This window comes from Streptomyces angustmyceticus (genome assembly GCF_019933235.1).
Classification (GTDB): domain Bacteria; phylum Actinomycetota; class Actinomycetes; order Streptomycetales; family Streptomycetaceae; genus Streptomyces; species Streptomyces angustmyceticus.
In genome coordinates this window covers 6,828,846-6,842,258 of record NZ_CP082945.1, presented here as the reverse complement: position 1 = coordinate 6,842,258, position 13,413 = coordinate 6,828,846, and the positions used below count along the sequence as shown (strand labels likewise).

Below are 13,413 nucleotides of genomic sequence, written 5' to 3'. Positions count from 1 at the left end.
CCACCCGGGACGCTCGTGCCCGCTGACGTGACGCGGACGGCCAGGCGGCTCAGTCCCACAAAGGTGACGCGTCCGGCACCAGCCGCCCCATCTTGCGGTATTCGCGCCGCGCCCCGGCCCGGATGTCCTCGGCCGACACCGGCTCGCCACGGCCCGCGGCCAGGTAGCCGGCGGTCACCGCGGCCGAGCGGATCGCCCCGCCGGACAGCTCGAACTCCTTGGCGCAGGCGTCCAGTCCGAGGTCGTCCGCACAGGGCGCGGCCGTCAGGCAGGACCGCCACAGCGCGATCCGCTGCTCGGCGTCCGGGAACGGGAAGTCGACCACCAGGTCCAGCCGCCGGGTGAACGCGTCGTCGATGTTGGCCCGCAGGTTGGTGGTGAGCACGGCGATCCCGTCGAACGCCTCCAGCCGCTGGAGCAGATACGCACTCTCCAGGTTGGCGTAGCGGTCGTGCGAACTCTTGACCTCCGAGCGCTTGCCGAAGACGGCGTCGGCCTCGTCGAAGAGCAGCAGGGCGTCCGTGCGGTCGGCCTCGGAGAAGATCCGTTCCAGGTTCTTCTCCGTCTCCCCCACGTACTTGTCCACCACCGCGGACAGCTCCACCACATACAGGTCCAGGCCCAGTTCACCGGCCACGACCTCGGCGGAGAGCGTCTTGCCGGTGCCGGACTCCCCGGCGAACAGGGCCACCACACCCCTGCCCCTGCCCCCGCCGGTACGCAGCCCCCACCCGCCGAGCACCTGCTCCCGGTGCCGGGCCCGCTGCACCAGTTCGTGCAGCAGCCCCAGCGGCTCGGACGGCAGCACCAGCCCGTCGAAGCCGACGGCGGGCCGGACGCGCCGGGCGTGCCGGTCCAGCAGCGGGGCGGACTGCTGACGCGCGCTGCGCTGGACGTGGGCGGCGGTCAGCGGCGTCCCGTCGAACGCGGCGAGAGCACCGGCCGCACGGGCCGCCCGGCGGATCTGCCCGGCGGCCAGCCGGTACGGCGCCACGGCCGCCCCGAGATCGAACTCCCCGTCCACGGCACCGAGACCGGCCGCATCGCTCACCGCGCCCAGTTCGGCACGCCACACATCGGCCGCCGCCACCGCCCCGTCCGGCGCGTCCAGCGCCAGCAGGCCGGCCTCGGGGGCCCACCCGGGGTCGTACGGCTCGCTCCCGAAGAACACCACCGGCACCTCCCGCCCCGCCAGCGCCCGTACGAGCCCTCCGGCCCGCTCCGGCAGCGGCCCCACGACGAGCACCGCCCCCCGCAACCGCGCCTCGCGCACCAGCGCACCCACCGGCCGCCCCGCACCGTCTCCGTGACTGCCGTCCTGGCTGCCGTCCGGCCGGTACCGCAATACGGGCAGCCCGACGCGCCGCACCTCATCGGTCACCGGCCCGGCAACGGCCCCGGCCCGCCGCTCCCGCAGGTGTACGGCGATCGGCCGCTCCCCCACGAGCGCGGCGAGCCGCCCGAAGAACGCGCGCTCGTCACCACCTCCGGCGGCGTCCGGGCCCGCCCCGGCACCCGCCCCGGGCGGCAGCAACTCCACTCCCGCACCCCACAGTTCGGGATCGAGCCCGTCGTCCCCCAGCAGATGGGCCACCACCCGCTCCGGCACCCGCAGCGCCCGGCTGGGCAACGGCCGGTCCTCCTCCTCGACGACGAGCAGCTCACCGGACCGCAACGGCGCCGCGGGATGGAACCGGGCACGCGCCGCGGGCTCGTGCGGGCCGGTGCCGGCGAGCTCCAGCGCCAGGGCGACGGTGGCCCGACGGCGCCCGACATCGTCGTTGAGGTAGCCGTAGAGCGGCTCGAAGTGCCGGTCCACGTCAGGCGCGAGTGCGGCCAGGAGAACCCGCAGATCCAGCCCTGACAGCCCGAACCGCCCGGCGAGCACCCCGACCCGATCCACCGAGAGCCCGGCCGCCTCCCCCACCCACGCCTCGTCCTCCGGCATCTCACCCGAGGCGGCCGGCGAAGGCCGCGCGGCCAGCCGCCGTGCCGTCTCCGCCGTCACATACAGCCCGCGCAGCGGATCCGCAGCCGTGGGATCACCGTCGCTCCGCCGCTCGACGAGCGCCGCCACCCCCTCCCGCAGCACCGCCAGCCGCCCCAGCAACGCACCACTCGCGCCCCCAGGCCCTGCCGTACCCCCCACCGTGGTGCCGCTCACCGCTCGCCCTCGCGGGAGCCCGTCCCCGACGGCGCACCGTCCGGAGCCGACCGGAGCATCCGGAGCCGCGAGTCGTCCGGCGAGCCGTCCACGCTCCGGACGACCACCGCCGCGCCCTGGGTGACCGGCGGCGCCACCTCGTACGACGGCGTGACCGGGAAGGGCACGGTGATCACCACATCCAGGGACGGTTTGAGTTCGCCCCCGAGCGCGGACCAGATGTCGGCGATCGAGCGCGACTCGGCGGGCGGCACCGCAACGGTGATCGGGATGGTCGCCTCCAGGTTCCGGAGGGCGTCCGTCAGTGCCTCCGGGGGCAGGGTTTCCTGCCCGAGCAGGCAGCCCAGCGCGGCCGACAACAGCCGGTGCTCGTCCTCCGGACGGCTGGTCCACGCCGTGACCAGGTAAGACAGCCGGAACCAGCGCGGCGGCTGACGCCGGCGCACCACCATGCCGCTCGCATCCCGCTCGGCGATCGCCCCGCGCTCACGGCGGGCCACGTTCTCGCGGATGTCGTAGAGATACGCGTTGAGCGTGGGCGTGTTGCGCCGCGCCGCCCAGTCACGGCTCGGCGCCTCGAACGCGACATCCCCCGCCCCGTCCGGCAACGCCCCCGCCCGCAGCACCCGCCGCAGCGCCTCATCCACCTCATGAATCATGACCACACCCCCGGCCCCGGCCGGCGACATGATCCGCCGCGCCCGCCCTCTCCCCCGGCCCCGCACCTGCTCCGGAACTCATCAGATACATCTCCATCCCTCCCCTAGTGCGTCCGCGACGGCATACGCGCAAGAACGCAGCAACAGCCACGCCATCAAGCCACCCAGAACATTCCTGACGGCCGATGCGCGGTGCGTTTCGTTCCCGACGACCGGCCTTCTCGGGCACCCACCAACGCCCGGCCCCTCGACGCCCCCACGCGGGCCACCGCGCCGCTCGCCGCCATCAAGGCGACCCGTGCGAAGGCCGACCGCCACGCACCGCCGAAACCGCGCCCCATCCGCACGCCACCGCCCACAACTGCCGCCGCAGGAAGGCCCGATGGCTCCGGTCAGGTCCCGTCCTCCGTACTCTACGGCGGTCAGGGGCTCGGGCCCGTACAGATCACGCGCACCCGCAACGCCGTGCACGAGTGCGCAGGTGCCCGGGTGTGCAGGCAAACGGGGCCACGGGCGCACCGAGCCCTGCATCCCCTCGACCGGAACGTGCCCAACCGCGCACACCCGAGTGCCTCGGCGTGTGCCAGTGGGAGGCCCGGAGAAGGCCGGAGGAATCGGAGTCCGGAGCAGGACCGGAACGGAAGGCGCCGAGGGCGCCGACGGCTACGTGCTGTACGTGCAGCCTTGCCCGCCGTAATACCACTCGTACTGACCCATCACCCACGGGTCCGCCGTGATCGCGAAGGTGCCGCGCGGGGAGGGGCAGTGGAACGTCGTGGTGACGATGCCACGACCCGGCGGGGGCCCTGGCTCAGCCGAGGCCGCAGAGGCAATACCGGCACTGCCGGCGCCGAACAGTGCGGTGACGAACGCTATCGCGATGATCTTCTTCATCATGCCTCCCAGTCCCATGACGCTCGGGATCTGCCTCTGAGGAGGATACACGTAACCTCCCAAAACAGAACAAGACGATGATCAACCCAATATCCGGCAAGAGCCCCCATATCAGACCGCCCTCCCGACAGGCCCCAGAGCCTGAGCCCGCCCCCGGAGACCTCGAAGCACGGCCATCGCGGGGGCGGCGGGGAGGGGTGCCCCGCCTCGCCTGCCCTTCACCATCAAAGGGAACACCCGTCCACGATCTGCTCCCTCTTCACCCGTTACGGGGAGCGAAAAGGGCCGTTCTTTAGAGCACCTGTACCCATCAAGGCTCCCTCCGGAGACGCCATGAGCCCTCGGTACGTCCTCGCGCTTCCCCCTTCGGATCGAACTGCGGCAGCTCATGTCCCTGGTGGCGGGCCTCCTCGATCGTGTAACTGACTGGCTCGCAGCAGCAACTCAGGACTCTCGAAGGCAATTGGGCCCCGATGCCCACCCGCCAACGGCCGGCCACCAGGCCGCCTCCGTGGTCTCCCACTCCGAAGCAAGGACGGGGCATCCATGACCGAACAGACCACACAGACCGACGCAGCCCCGACCGGCCAACCGCCGCGGGCGAACGCTTCGACTCTGATTCACAACGGAGCGGGCGCATACCTGCTGCACCTGCGGGACGACATCCCGGCACCTGGGAGCCAGGGTCATGGTCCCTGCTCGGCGGCGGCCGTGAACCGGGGGACCGGTCCCTGGAGGACACGGCCAGACGGGAGTTATGGGAGGAGGCCGGTCTGCGCGGCGTCTGCCCGGACTGCGGCAGCCAGTTGTGCGCGCTCGACGACGGGGCCGGCGGCATCGCGATCACTCTCTCGGCGCTGGATGACGCCTCCGGCCTCGTGCCGGTCGACCAGAGCTTCCGTGACGACGCGGTCGCCTGGCTTCCCCAGGTGCCGGATACCCGGCGGAGCCACCGCATCTGACCTGATGCCGTGCCTCCCTGCTCCCCAACCGCCGTACACCACCGCTGACTAGGAGTGCCCCGTGGCATACGACCGAGCCGACTGGTCCCGGCACTACGACGACGATCGCGGCTTCCGTCCGCTCCGCGACGCGGAGAGAGACCTGCTGACCCGGCACGCGCCCGCCCCGGACGGCGGGCGCGCTCTGGAGCTGGGCTGCGGAACCGGCGAACTCGCCGTCTTCCTCGCCGGACTCGGCTACACCGTCGATGCGGTCGACTTCGCCGAGGGCGCCCTGACGCGTGCCCGGAAGGAACGCGCGAACGCCGTGCGGGTGCGGTGGCTGTGCCTGGACTTCGAGCGCGACGATCCCGCAGAGCTGAGCGACGACGGCTACGACCTGATCACCCTGCGCCTGGTGTTCCCCTTCCTGCACGACCGCAGCCGGGTCCTGCACAGCCTCGCCGCCCGCCTGCACGTGGGCGGCGCGCTGGTGGTGATCACCCCGGTGGTGGCGACCACGCCCGAGGAGCGGCGGCACATCGCGCTGGACGAGGAGGAGATCAGCCTGCTGGCGGAGGGCTGGTCGCAGGTGGAGCGGTTCGACGCGGAGGGCCTGGCGTTCCTCGTGCTGCGCGGCCCCGCCCGTGACTTCGCCGCGGTGGAGAAGGGCAGGCCGGAGCCGCAGTCCGTCGTCGGTGTGTGCGCGGTGGTCACCGACGGCTCCGGGCGCGTGCTGCTCGGCCGGTCGACGCGGGGCATGTGGGAGCTGCCCGGCGGGCGCGTCGAGGCCGGAGAGTCCTTCCCGGCGGCGGCCGTGCGGGAGCTGGCCGAGGAGACCGGCCTGACGGCCGGCATCGGCGACGCCCACCTGCTGGCCGTCCTCCACGACGACAGGGCGGACGTCCGGCGCCTGTCCGCGGTGGTCCGCATGAGTGCGTGGGGCGGGACACCCGCCCTGCCCGAACCACACCGGTTCCGGCGGTGGGAATGGCACGACCTGCACGCCCTCTCCGGCCTCGGCGCCCTCTTCACGCCCACCGCCCACGCACTGGAAGCGGTTTGGCCCGGCGTCCTGCCCGGCCTGCCACCGGTGCACTCCTACCCGCACGCGGACGCGCCCCCGGCTGTCGGCGGCGAACCGGCCGAAGCGGTCCGGCTGCGGCAGGAGATGGCCGAGCGCGTCGTTTCCGGAGGCCGGGCGCCCTCCGCCGCGGTCCAAAGGGCGCTGAGGACGGTGCCGCGACACCGGTTCACCCCGGAAAGCCCGTTGCGGACCGCTTACGACGACAATCTTGCCGTGGTCACCAGCCGGGACGAGTCGGGGACGGCGGTCAGTTCGGTGAGCGCGCCCTGGCTGCAAGCCGGCATGATCGAGAAGCTGCGCCTGGAGCCCGGGATGACGGTATTCGAGGCCGGTTCCGGCGGCTACAACGCCGAACTGATCGCCGACGTCGTCGGACCGGCCGGGCGCGTGGTCACCGTGGACCTCGACCCGTACGTCGTCCAGCGCACCCGGCGGTTCACCGCGGAGGCCGGCCGCGGACAGGTGACGGTGCTGCTCGGCGACGGCGGCCGGGGCGCACCCGGGCACCTGCCGCGCGGTGGCTTCGACGGCAGCGTGATCACCCACAACTGCTGGGACCTCTCCCCGGCTTGGCGAGAGCAGCTCGCCGAAGGCCGGTATCTGGTGCTGCCGCTGGAGATCCACGGCTATACCCGCGCCATCGCACTCCAGCGGCACGGAGACGTACTGCACGCACGGGACTGGACCTACTGCGGGTTCGTCCGCGACCGTGGGGCCGCCGCCCGCACCACCCCGGCCACCGCCCTGGCCGGGGGCGAACTCCAGCTGCGCCACGAGGACGGCACACCCCCGGATCCCGCCGGTCTGGAGGACGCATGGCGAGGCCCGCGACATGAACTGCCCACCGGCGTCACCGTCGCGGGGATGGAGTCCTTCGAGACCCTCCAGCTCTATGCGGCCACCACCCTCCGGGGATTCTGCCGACTGACGGGCGCCCCGGACACCGCTCTGGCCGACCTGCCGCGCGGCGCGGACGCCGCCGCCACCGTCGCGGACGGCTCGCTCGCCTACCTCACTCACGTCCTGGTCAAGGAAGGAGAGACGCCTGAAGAGCGCCGCTCCGAGTTCATCGTCCACGCCGTCGGACCGGCCTGCGCCGAGCAGGCAGAGCGGATGGCCGCCTGCGTACGGTCCTGGGACCAGCACGTCCGCGGGACCGGCTACCCGCAGATGACCGTGCACCCCGCAGGCACTCCCGACCACGGACTCCCCACCGGCCACGTCCTGGACAAGGCATCCTCCCGTCTGGTCTTCCAGTGGCCGGGCAGCCGGCACCCCGCCGCACGGTCCACGGTCGAAACCGCGGTCCTCACAGAGGCGGGAGGGAGCCGATGACCACGAGGACGAAGCAGACGCCGCCGCCGTCGGCGGCGGGTCCCGGCCCGGCGGAAGAAGACGTCTGGGAGACCATCCTCCGTCTTGCCCGTCGCTTCGACGCCCACGAAGACGCCCGCGGCCTGGATCAGGCAGAGCAGTGGACCCTGCAAGTGCTGAAGATCGCCGAGGAGACCGGCGAAGCCTCCCAGGCCGTCATCGGTGCCCGCGGCACCAACCCCCGCAAGGGCGACAGCCACACCTGGCAGGACGTCCTCGCCGAAGTCGCCGACGTCATCATCACGGGCATGGTCGCTCTCGCCCGCATGCGCCCCGACGACGCCGAGCAGTACCTCCGGCGCCAACTGGCCGCGAAGGCAGCCAAGTTCCTTCCCGGTGCGCCGGCCGCCGACCGTCCGTCCCCGAAGGAGCCGGCATGAGCGGCACCTGGCTGCCTCCCGAGCAGTACATCGCGACCTTGCCCAAAGCCACCGTCTACGGGTGCCTGTTCGTCACCGACGAGGCCGACCAACCGATCCAGTTGCGCGCCGCCCGCAACCCCGACCTGTGGCAGTGGCCCGGCGGCAACATGGACCCGGGCGAAACTCCCTGGCAGTGCGCCCTCCGCGAGTGCCGCGAAGAGACCGGCTTGCGTCTCACTGTCGCACCATGCCTCCTGGCCGTGCACTTCCTGCCCCCGCTCGGGCAATGGACCACCCACAAGATCGGCTTCATCTTCGACGGAGGCCGGCTGACCCGGCAGCAGATCGACAGCATCGTCCTGGACCCGGAAGAGCACACCGAGGTCGCCGTCAAGCCACTGGACGTCTGGCGGAAGGACATTTCCCCGCAGTCGTTCGCCCGGCTCGACGCGGTCGCCCGGGCCCGCCGCACCGGGGCGGCGTGCTACCTGGAGCAAACCACTCTGCCGTAGCCGCAAGGGGAGCCGGCAGCGTGCGGCCGGCTCCCTGCCCGGCGTCACCATGGCGGCCTTGAGGTGACTCCGTGAGCCGTTCGGAAACGATCCGTGGGTTTGGCCGGGCCGCATCCTACGGACGCACGCCTCTAGACATCGTTCGACGGCGCGGGTTCCCGGCGATGCTCCAGCCACGTGCGGCTCAGGTCGTCCCAGATCGCCTGATACCGACCGAAGATCTCGCCCAGTTGATCGGTCGTGAGCGCGTCGGCGGGCGTCGATGCCATGAGGTATTCGAGGTCATCGGCAAGGCGCTGGAACCGGTGCTGCGCTTCCTCCATCAGAACCCATCGGGAGCGCCAGTTGAAGAACGGCTCGACGGCTCCGAGCAGCGTCACCAGTGCCACACAGGCCAGGGCCAGACCAGCCCACGCGTTGAGATCCTGCAGACCCAGGATGACGGTGGACGCAGCGGACAGGACAAGTGTCGCCACCTTGGTGAGGGAGGCGCTTCGTCCGAACCGTTTCTTCTTGCCGCGGGCGTAGTCGTTGCCCTGGCGGATCTTGTCCAGCAAGTGGGCGGCTACGTCCCTCGGGCTATGGCCGACATCGGGTCCGCTGCCTGGCTGCACTCCGCCGTCCCCCAAAGCTCTGACGCCACCTTTCAGCTCTCCCCCGCAGACGCTACCCCGGCATCGCGCGGTTCCCAGGCATCGCCGGTCGATGGCCCCCACTACGGGAAACAGCAAGGCTGCTCGGCGCCTCGCGCAGTCGAAGAGATAACACCGAACCACTATCAATCAGCCGAACACAGCCCCCCGAAGAGCCCGCTCAAGCAACGGCTGCAGGCACGACAGACATGCATCAGGGGCGGGCGAGCGGGCGAAAGTTGGCAACCGTCGTCACGAACGAGTCATGAACACGTTCACACATGCCTTACATATGCTTTACTTCTTCACTGCAACGACACATGTTGACATCCACCCCTTTGACCAGAAGGACGCCGCAGTGATACCTCATGCCCGAAAAGCGCTGTTAGCTGGCCTTGTTGGCGCAATGTCGCTGTCGGTTGCGATGGCCGGCCTGACGATTGCGCAGGCCGCCCCGCAGGATGATCCGCCGCCCGCGGCCGCAACCGAGATGCCCTCCGCGGTCGAGGACTTCGGCTACCCGGACGCCGCGCGGATCCTGAAGGATCAGGGGATCTCCCTGAAGCGGGGCGACGGTCACATCGTGCTGACCGGCTGCGACTCCGCCTACAACATCATGGTCAAGTCCCGTACCGGCGCGAAGGAATTCTGCTTCTCGGTCCGTGGCACCAAGGGCTACCTGGCCATGGAACTGGCCGACACATTCGGCATGTGGACCGTGGGGCATCCGGTGCAGGCCACGATCACCGCTGACGGGAAGGAAACCGTCGTCAACGCGCCCAAGGACGACTACAAGCCGTTGGGCGAGTCCGGCAGCTCCGAGAAGCGCTCGGTCCTTGTGGAACTCCGCGTCACCAGCTGACGCCGTCCGGCGGCAGCTCCAACAAGTGGGCAGGGCACGCTGTTGAGCGTGCCCGAAACTGCGCCCCTCCTCGATCGAACAGAAAGTGTCAGTGATGGGCAGACGTTCGCGCACCGCGTGGATATCAGGGTTATGCACGGCCTCCCTCATGGCGGGCGTGCCGGCGTATGCAGTCGCCGGTGGCACCGCCGTCTCGGGCGGGACCTACACGTTCGCCGTGAAGCTCGACATCGGTGACGGCAAGCGCAGCTGTTCCGGTGCGCTGGTGGACAAGCAGTGGGTGCTCACCGCTGCCGGCTGCTTCGCCGACGACCCCAAGAGCCCGAAGGTCACCGAGGGCGCGCCCAAGTGGAAGACCACGGCGACCGTCGGCCGGACCGACCTGAGCGGTTCGGCAGGAACGGTCTCCGACGTCACCCAGGTCGTGCCGTATCCGGGGCGCGATGTGGTGATGGCCCGGCTGGCCAAGCCGGTCAGCGGCGTCACGCCCGTGGCCGTCGCCTCGGCTCCTCCCGCGCAGGGCGAGGAGTTGAAGGTCATCGGTTTTGGGCGGACCAAGACCGAGTGGGTGCCCGACAAGCTGCACGCGGCCGCCTTCACGGTCGACGCGGTGCAGGACGGGAAGCTGGAGATCACCGGCAAGAGCGCGGCCGTGTGCCCGGGCGACACCGGCGGACCGGCACTGCGGGAGAGCGGTGGCCGAGTCGAGGTGGCCGCTGTCAACAGCACGTCCTGGCAGGGCGGTTGTCTGGGCACGGACCCTTCCGAGACTCGCACCGGCGCTGTCGACGCCCGGGTGGATGATCTGGGCGCCTGGGTGCAGCAGGTCCGCTATCGCCCCACCTTCGCCGCCGCTCCGTGGGAGAAGGCCACCCACATCGCCTCGGGGTACTTCACCGGCGGCTCGGCCGGCGGCACCCGGCACATGGACATGATCGTGCGCTGGAACGACGCGGAAGTCACCCTCTACCAGGGCTCCGACGACAAGGACCCCCGCCACCCCTTCTCCGCCGAATACCAGCTGGCCGAACCGCCGAAGCCGGGCGAGAAGAGCATCTGGCAGTACGCCACGCAGATCACCAGTGCCAGTTTCGGCGGCGGCACCGACGGGCTGGTCGTGCGCTGGAGCGACGGAGAGCTGACCCAGTACACCCACGTCGATGCCAAGGGCTTCCACGGCGAGAAGCAGCTCGCCAAGGCCAAGAACACCCTCTGGCCGCACGCCACCCAGATCACGGCGGGCCGCTACTCGGCCGACCAGCAGCGGGACGACCTGCTGGTGACGTGGGACGACGGCCGCGTCACCCTCCACCCCGACCTCGACACCAACGGCGTGGCGGACAAGGCCCAGAAGGTACTCGTCAACAAGAACACCACCTGGCCGCACGCCACCCAGATCAGCGCCGGAGAGTTCACCGGCAAGAAGACCATGGACCTGCTGGTGCGGTGGTCGGACGGCGAAGCCACCCTCTACCCAGGCGTCGACACGGCCGGACTCCACGGCGAGATCAACGTCCGTCCTCAGAAGTCCTACTGGACCAATGCGACCGTGATGAGCGCTGGTGCGTTCGTCGCCAATGACCGGGCCGACGACGTGATCGTGAGATGGGCCAACGGCACGGTCAGCCTCTACCCGGGTGTGGACGCCGCGGGAACACACCAGGAAATCAAGATCGTCGAATGAGCCGACGCCGCGTGACGCGACGGGACGGAATGCTCCCCGCCGCGTCACGCGGCTCCGCCGACCCTTCCCGCCCCGACGCCGCAACGGAAAACTTCATGAGACGCATACCGTGGATGCGCGCCACCGCCGTGGCCCTGTGCGCACTACTGGCCGCCACCGCCCCGGCGGCCGCTCTCTCCCACGCGGGGCCGAGTTCACCCCGCCCCGTGCCCGCCATCGCGAGCCCCGTCACCGTTCAGTCCGGCAAAGGCCGCGATCATGTGCACGGCATGAGTCAGGAACAGGCCGAGAAGGCGCGGGAGGCGCAGCGGTACTGGACGCCGGAGCGCATCCGTGCCGCCGTTCCGGTGGATGCCTCGCGGGAGAAGGCAGATACACCATCACCGGCCGGGCCTGGACCGCGCCAAAAGCGTTCGCTGGCGAACGAGCCGTCCCGCCAGGTCCCCGAGGGGATCGCCACGGTCGGCGTGTTCCTGATCCGTGCCACCGATGGCTCGGCCACTGCGGACCAGTTCTGCACCGCCAGTGCGGTGGCCTCGCCGACCGAGAGCCTCGTCATCACCGCGGCGCACTGCCTCAAGGGCGACCGCCGCCACCACGACTTCGCCTTCGTGCCCGGCTACCGCACCGGAGCCTCGACCTCCGGGCAGGCGGGGGAGGCGCCCTACGGCATCTTCCCGGTCCAGGAGGACAAAATCTGGGTGGATTCCCGCTACCGAGCCTCCACCCCCGACGATGACCTCGACTTCGCCTTCCTGAATGTCGGCCCGAACACCCGAGGCCAGCTCCTGGAGGACGCCGTCGGACGTGGCAACGAACTGACCTCCGTGCCCACCGCGAAGCTCGCACGCAAGGCCGTGACCCTCGTCGGCTACCCCGGTGGCCAGAAGACTCCTCTTCAGTGCACCAATGACACCACCGCCTTCCAGGGCCGGTTCATGGAAATCAAGTGCGACGGCTTCCGCACCGGTGTCAGCGGCGGTCCCTTCCTGGAGAACTTCGACGGCCGGCGTGGCGACCTCGTCGGTGTCATCGGCGGTTACAAGACCGGCGGCCTCTTCGACCACACCAGCTACACGTCTCAATTCGACGAGGACGTCTTCCGGCTCTACCGGCAGGCCGCCGCGGGGAAGCCGTCGGACCCGGATCCGGGCACCGGCACGTCCATGGGAACCGCCGGAACCTGGACCCACGCAAGGGTCATGACAACCGGCCGCTTCCACACGTCCTCGGTACGCAACAACGTCAGCGACCTCATCGTGCGCTGGTCCGACGGCGAACTCTCCCTCTACCCGGGCGACGGCGCATACGGATTCGGCAAGGACATCCAGCTCGTGAAGGACAAGGCATGGCAGCAGGCCGCGGTCATCACCGCCGGCGACTTCACCGGTGACGCGAGTGATGACCTTCTGGTCCGCTGGACCGACGGCAGACTGACCCTCTTCAAGGACGTCAACGAAACCAACAAGCTGACGGACAAGGTGGAACTCAAGGCACCCAACGACACCTGGACTCATGCGAGCACGATGGCCGCCGGGCGCTTCGGCGGTGGCAATACGCGCAGCGACGACCTCATGGTCACCTGGACCGACGGCGAAGTGACCCTGTACACGAACGTGGACGCCAAGGGGCTGCACGCCGAGCGGCAGCTCGTCAAACCGCCCGACTCCACCTGGCCGCACGCGCGGGACGTCTCGGCGGCCGACTTCCGCCCGGGAACGGGAGACCAGGATCTGTTCGTCCGCTGGAGCGACGGCGAGGTCACCGCATACGAGAACATCGCCGCCGAAGTCTTCGGGCGCGAGCACCGGCTGATGCCCGCCAAGTCCCCCTGGCGCGATGCCTTGCTGGCCACTGCGGGCTCCTTCGGCGGCCCAACCCGTCAGAACGACCTCGTCGCGCTCTGGCCGGGAGGGAAACTCACCCTCCATCCCGACACCACCAGCAACTCCCTGGCTGCCGAACATGTCCTCGTGAGCCCTTGAGCCGGGGGGATCTGCACACATCGACGTTCTTCAAGCATCGTGGCCCTCCCAGCGCACTACCCGCCCCTTGATGCACGTCCGCGCATGCCCCCTCGCCGAATGGACTTTCTGGTTACTGGGGGCGTTACCGATCACCATGAAAAGACAGGAGAGGACTGACCGGATGTTACCCAGGTCAAGCGCAGCGAGAGCCCCATGGCTCCTCAAGAAGGGACCCTTACCCAGCAGAAGCGGAACGCCTCGCCGTGGTGCGTGGG

General features: G+C 70.3%; 11 protein-coding genes and 1 pseudogene. 8 read left to right on the top strand and 4 right to left on the bottom strand.

Features of this window, described 5'->3' with window-relative positions; all coding sequences use genetic code 11:
• Nucleotides 1-49: 49 nt before the first annotated feature.
• The 3 genes from K7396_RS30605 to K7396_RS30595 all read right to left on the bottom strand — a co-directional run bounded on the left by K7396_RS30605 (nucleotide 50) and on the right by K7396_RS30595 (nucleotide 3,720).
• Nucleotides 50-2,164 carry an ATP-binding protein gene (locus K7396_RS30605; protein WP_152105065.1) on the bottom strand — a complete coding sequence of 705 codons (2,115 nt, stop codon included), beginning with the start codon at nucleotides 2,162-2,164 and terminating at the stop codon, nucleotides 50-52.
• The gene (locus K7396_RS30600) at nucleotides 2,161-2,823 is read right to left on the bottom strand and encodes a DUF4255 domain-containing protein (RefSeq protein ID WP_152105066.1); all 663 of its coding nucleotides are present in this window, start codon (nucleotides 2,821-2,823) and stop codon (nucleotides 2,161-2,163) included. Before K7396_RS30600 ends, K7396_RS30605 begins: the two co-directional genes overlap by 4 nt.
• A gap of 663 nt (nucleotides 2,824-3,486) precedes the next feature.
• A complete protein-coding gene (locus K7396_RS30595) occupies nucleotides 3,487-3,720 on the bottom strand; it encodes a hypothetical protein (RefSeq protein WP_143588998.1) in 234 nt (77 codons plus the stop codon).
• Nucleotides 3,721-4,190: 470 nt separating this feature from the next.
• On the opposite strand from K7396_RS30595, the pseudogene K7396_RS30590 reads away from it, so the two are divergent.
• The 5 genes and pseudogenes from K7396_RS30590 to K7396_RS30570 all read left to right on the top strand — a co-directional run.
• Nucleotides 4,191-4,451: pseudogene (locus K7396_RS30590) on the top strand (hypothetical protein); the annotation flags it as partial.
• Nucleotides 4,452-4,523: 72 nt separating this feature from the next.
• Nucleotides 4,524-4,679, top strand: a complete 156-nt coding sequence (locus K7396_RS30585) for a hypothetical protein (protein ID WP_223660464.1) — start codon at nucleotides 4,524-4,526, stop codon at nucleotides 4,677-4,679.
• A 61-nt stretch (nucleotides 4,680-4,740) separates the two neighbouring features.
• Nucleotides 4,741-7,080: a methyltransferase, FxLD system gene (gene fxlM / locus K7396_RS30580; protein WP_086715275.1), complete on the top strand. Its 2,340-nt coding sequence runs from the start codon at nucleotides 4,741-4,743 to the stop codon at nucleotides 7,078-7,080.
• On the top strand, nucleotides 7,077-7,499 hold the full coding sequence (locus tag K7396_RS30575) for a MazG-like family protein (RefSeq protein WP_223660248.1): 423 nt from the start codon (nucleotides 7,077-7,079) through the stop codon (nucleotides 7,497-7,499). Before fxlM ends, K7396_RS30575 begins: the two co-directional genes overlap by 4 nt.
• Nucleotides 7,496-7,993: an NUDIX domain-containing protein gene (locus K7396_RS30570; protein WP_086715277.1), complete on the top strand. Its 498-nt coding sequence runs from the start codon at nucleotides 7,496-7,498 to the stop codon at nucleotides 7,991-7,993. The genes K7396_RS30575 and K7396_RS30570 overlap by 4 nt, the downstream gene beginning before the upstream one ends.
• Nucleotides 7,994-8,124: 131 nt before the next feature.
• Here K7396_RS30570 and K7396_RS30565 read toward each other — a convergent pair whose 3' ends face one another.
• Nucleotides 8,125-8,550, bottom strand: coding sequence for a DUF4231 domain-containing protein (locus tag K7396_RS30565; protein ID WP_223660247.1), 426 nt, complete (start codon nucleotides 8,548-8,550; stop codon nucleotides 8,125-8,127).
• A gap of 340 nt (nucleotides 8,551-8,890) precedes the next feature.
• On the opposite strand from K7396_RS30565, the gene K7396_RS30560 reads away from it, so the two are divergent.
• The 3 genes from K7396_RS30560 to K7396_RS30550 all read left to right on the top strand — a co-directional run bounded on the left by K7396_RS30560 (nucleotide 8,891) and on the right by K7396_RS30550 (nucleotide 13,156).
• Nucleotides 8,891-9,487 (top strand): hypothetical protein, encoded by a 597-nt coding sequence (locus tag K7396_RS30560; RefSeq protein WP_223660246.1) that lies wholly within the window; start codon nucleotides 8,891-8,893, stop codon nucleotides 9,485-9,487.
• A gap of 148 nt (nucleotides 9,488-9,635) precedes the next feature.
• Complete coding sequence (locus K7396_RS30555; protein ID WP_223660245.1) at nucleotides 9,636-11,171, top strand: S1 family peptidase; 1,536 nt, start codon at nucleotides 9,636-9,638, stop codon at nucleotides 11,169-11,171.
• A gap of 95 nt (nucleotides 11,172-11,266) precedes the next feature.
• Nucleotides 11,267-13,156, top strand: coding sequence for a trypsin-like serine peptidase (locus K7396_RS30550; RefSeq protein ID WP_143589000.1), 1,890 nt, complete (start codon nucleotides 11,267-11,269; stop codon nucleotides 13,154-13,156).
• Nucleotides 13,157-13,413 lie beyond the last annotated feature (257 nt).

What these genes read in the sequence shown, in the direction of transcription:
- K7396_RS30595 (WP_143588998.1), bottom strand. Translation starts at nt 3,720, where the DNA reads ATGATGAAGAAGATCATCGCGATAGCGTTCGTCACCGCACTGTTCGGC.
- K7396_RS30555 (WP_223660245.1), top strand. Translation starts at nt 9,636, where the DNA reads ATGGCGGGCGTGCCGGCGTATGCAGTCGCCGGTGGCACCGCCGTCTCG.
- K7396_RS30550 (WP_143589000.1), top strand. Translation starts at nt 11,267, where the DNA reads ATGAGACGCATACCGTGGATGCGCGCCACCGCCGTGGCCCTGTGCGCA.
- K7396_RS30560 (WP_223660246.1), top strand. Translation starts at nt 8,891, where the DNA reads ATGAACACGTTCACACATGCCTTACATATGCTTTACTTCTTCACTGCA.
- K7396_RS30570 (WP_086715277.1), top strand. Translation starts at nt 7,496, where the DNA reads ATGAGCGGCACCTGGCTGCCTCCCGAGCAGTACATCGCGACCTTGCCC.
- K7396_RS30575 (WP_223660248.1), top strand. Translation starts at nt 7,077, where the DNA reads ATGACCACGAGGACGAAGCAGACGCCGCCGCCGTCGGCGGCGGGTCCC.
- K7396_RS30600 (WP_152105066.1), bottom strand. Translation starts at nt 2,823, where the DNA reads ATGATTCATGAGGTGGATGAGGCGCTGCGGCGGGTGCTGCGGGCGGGG.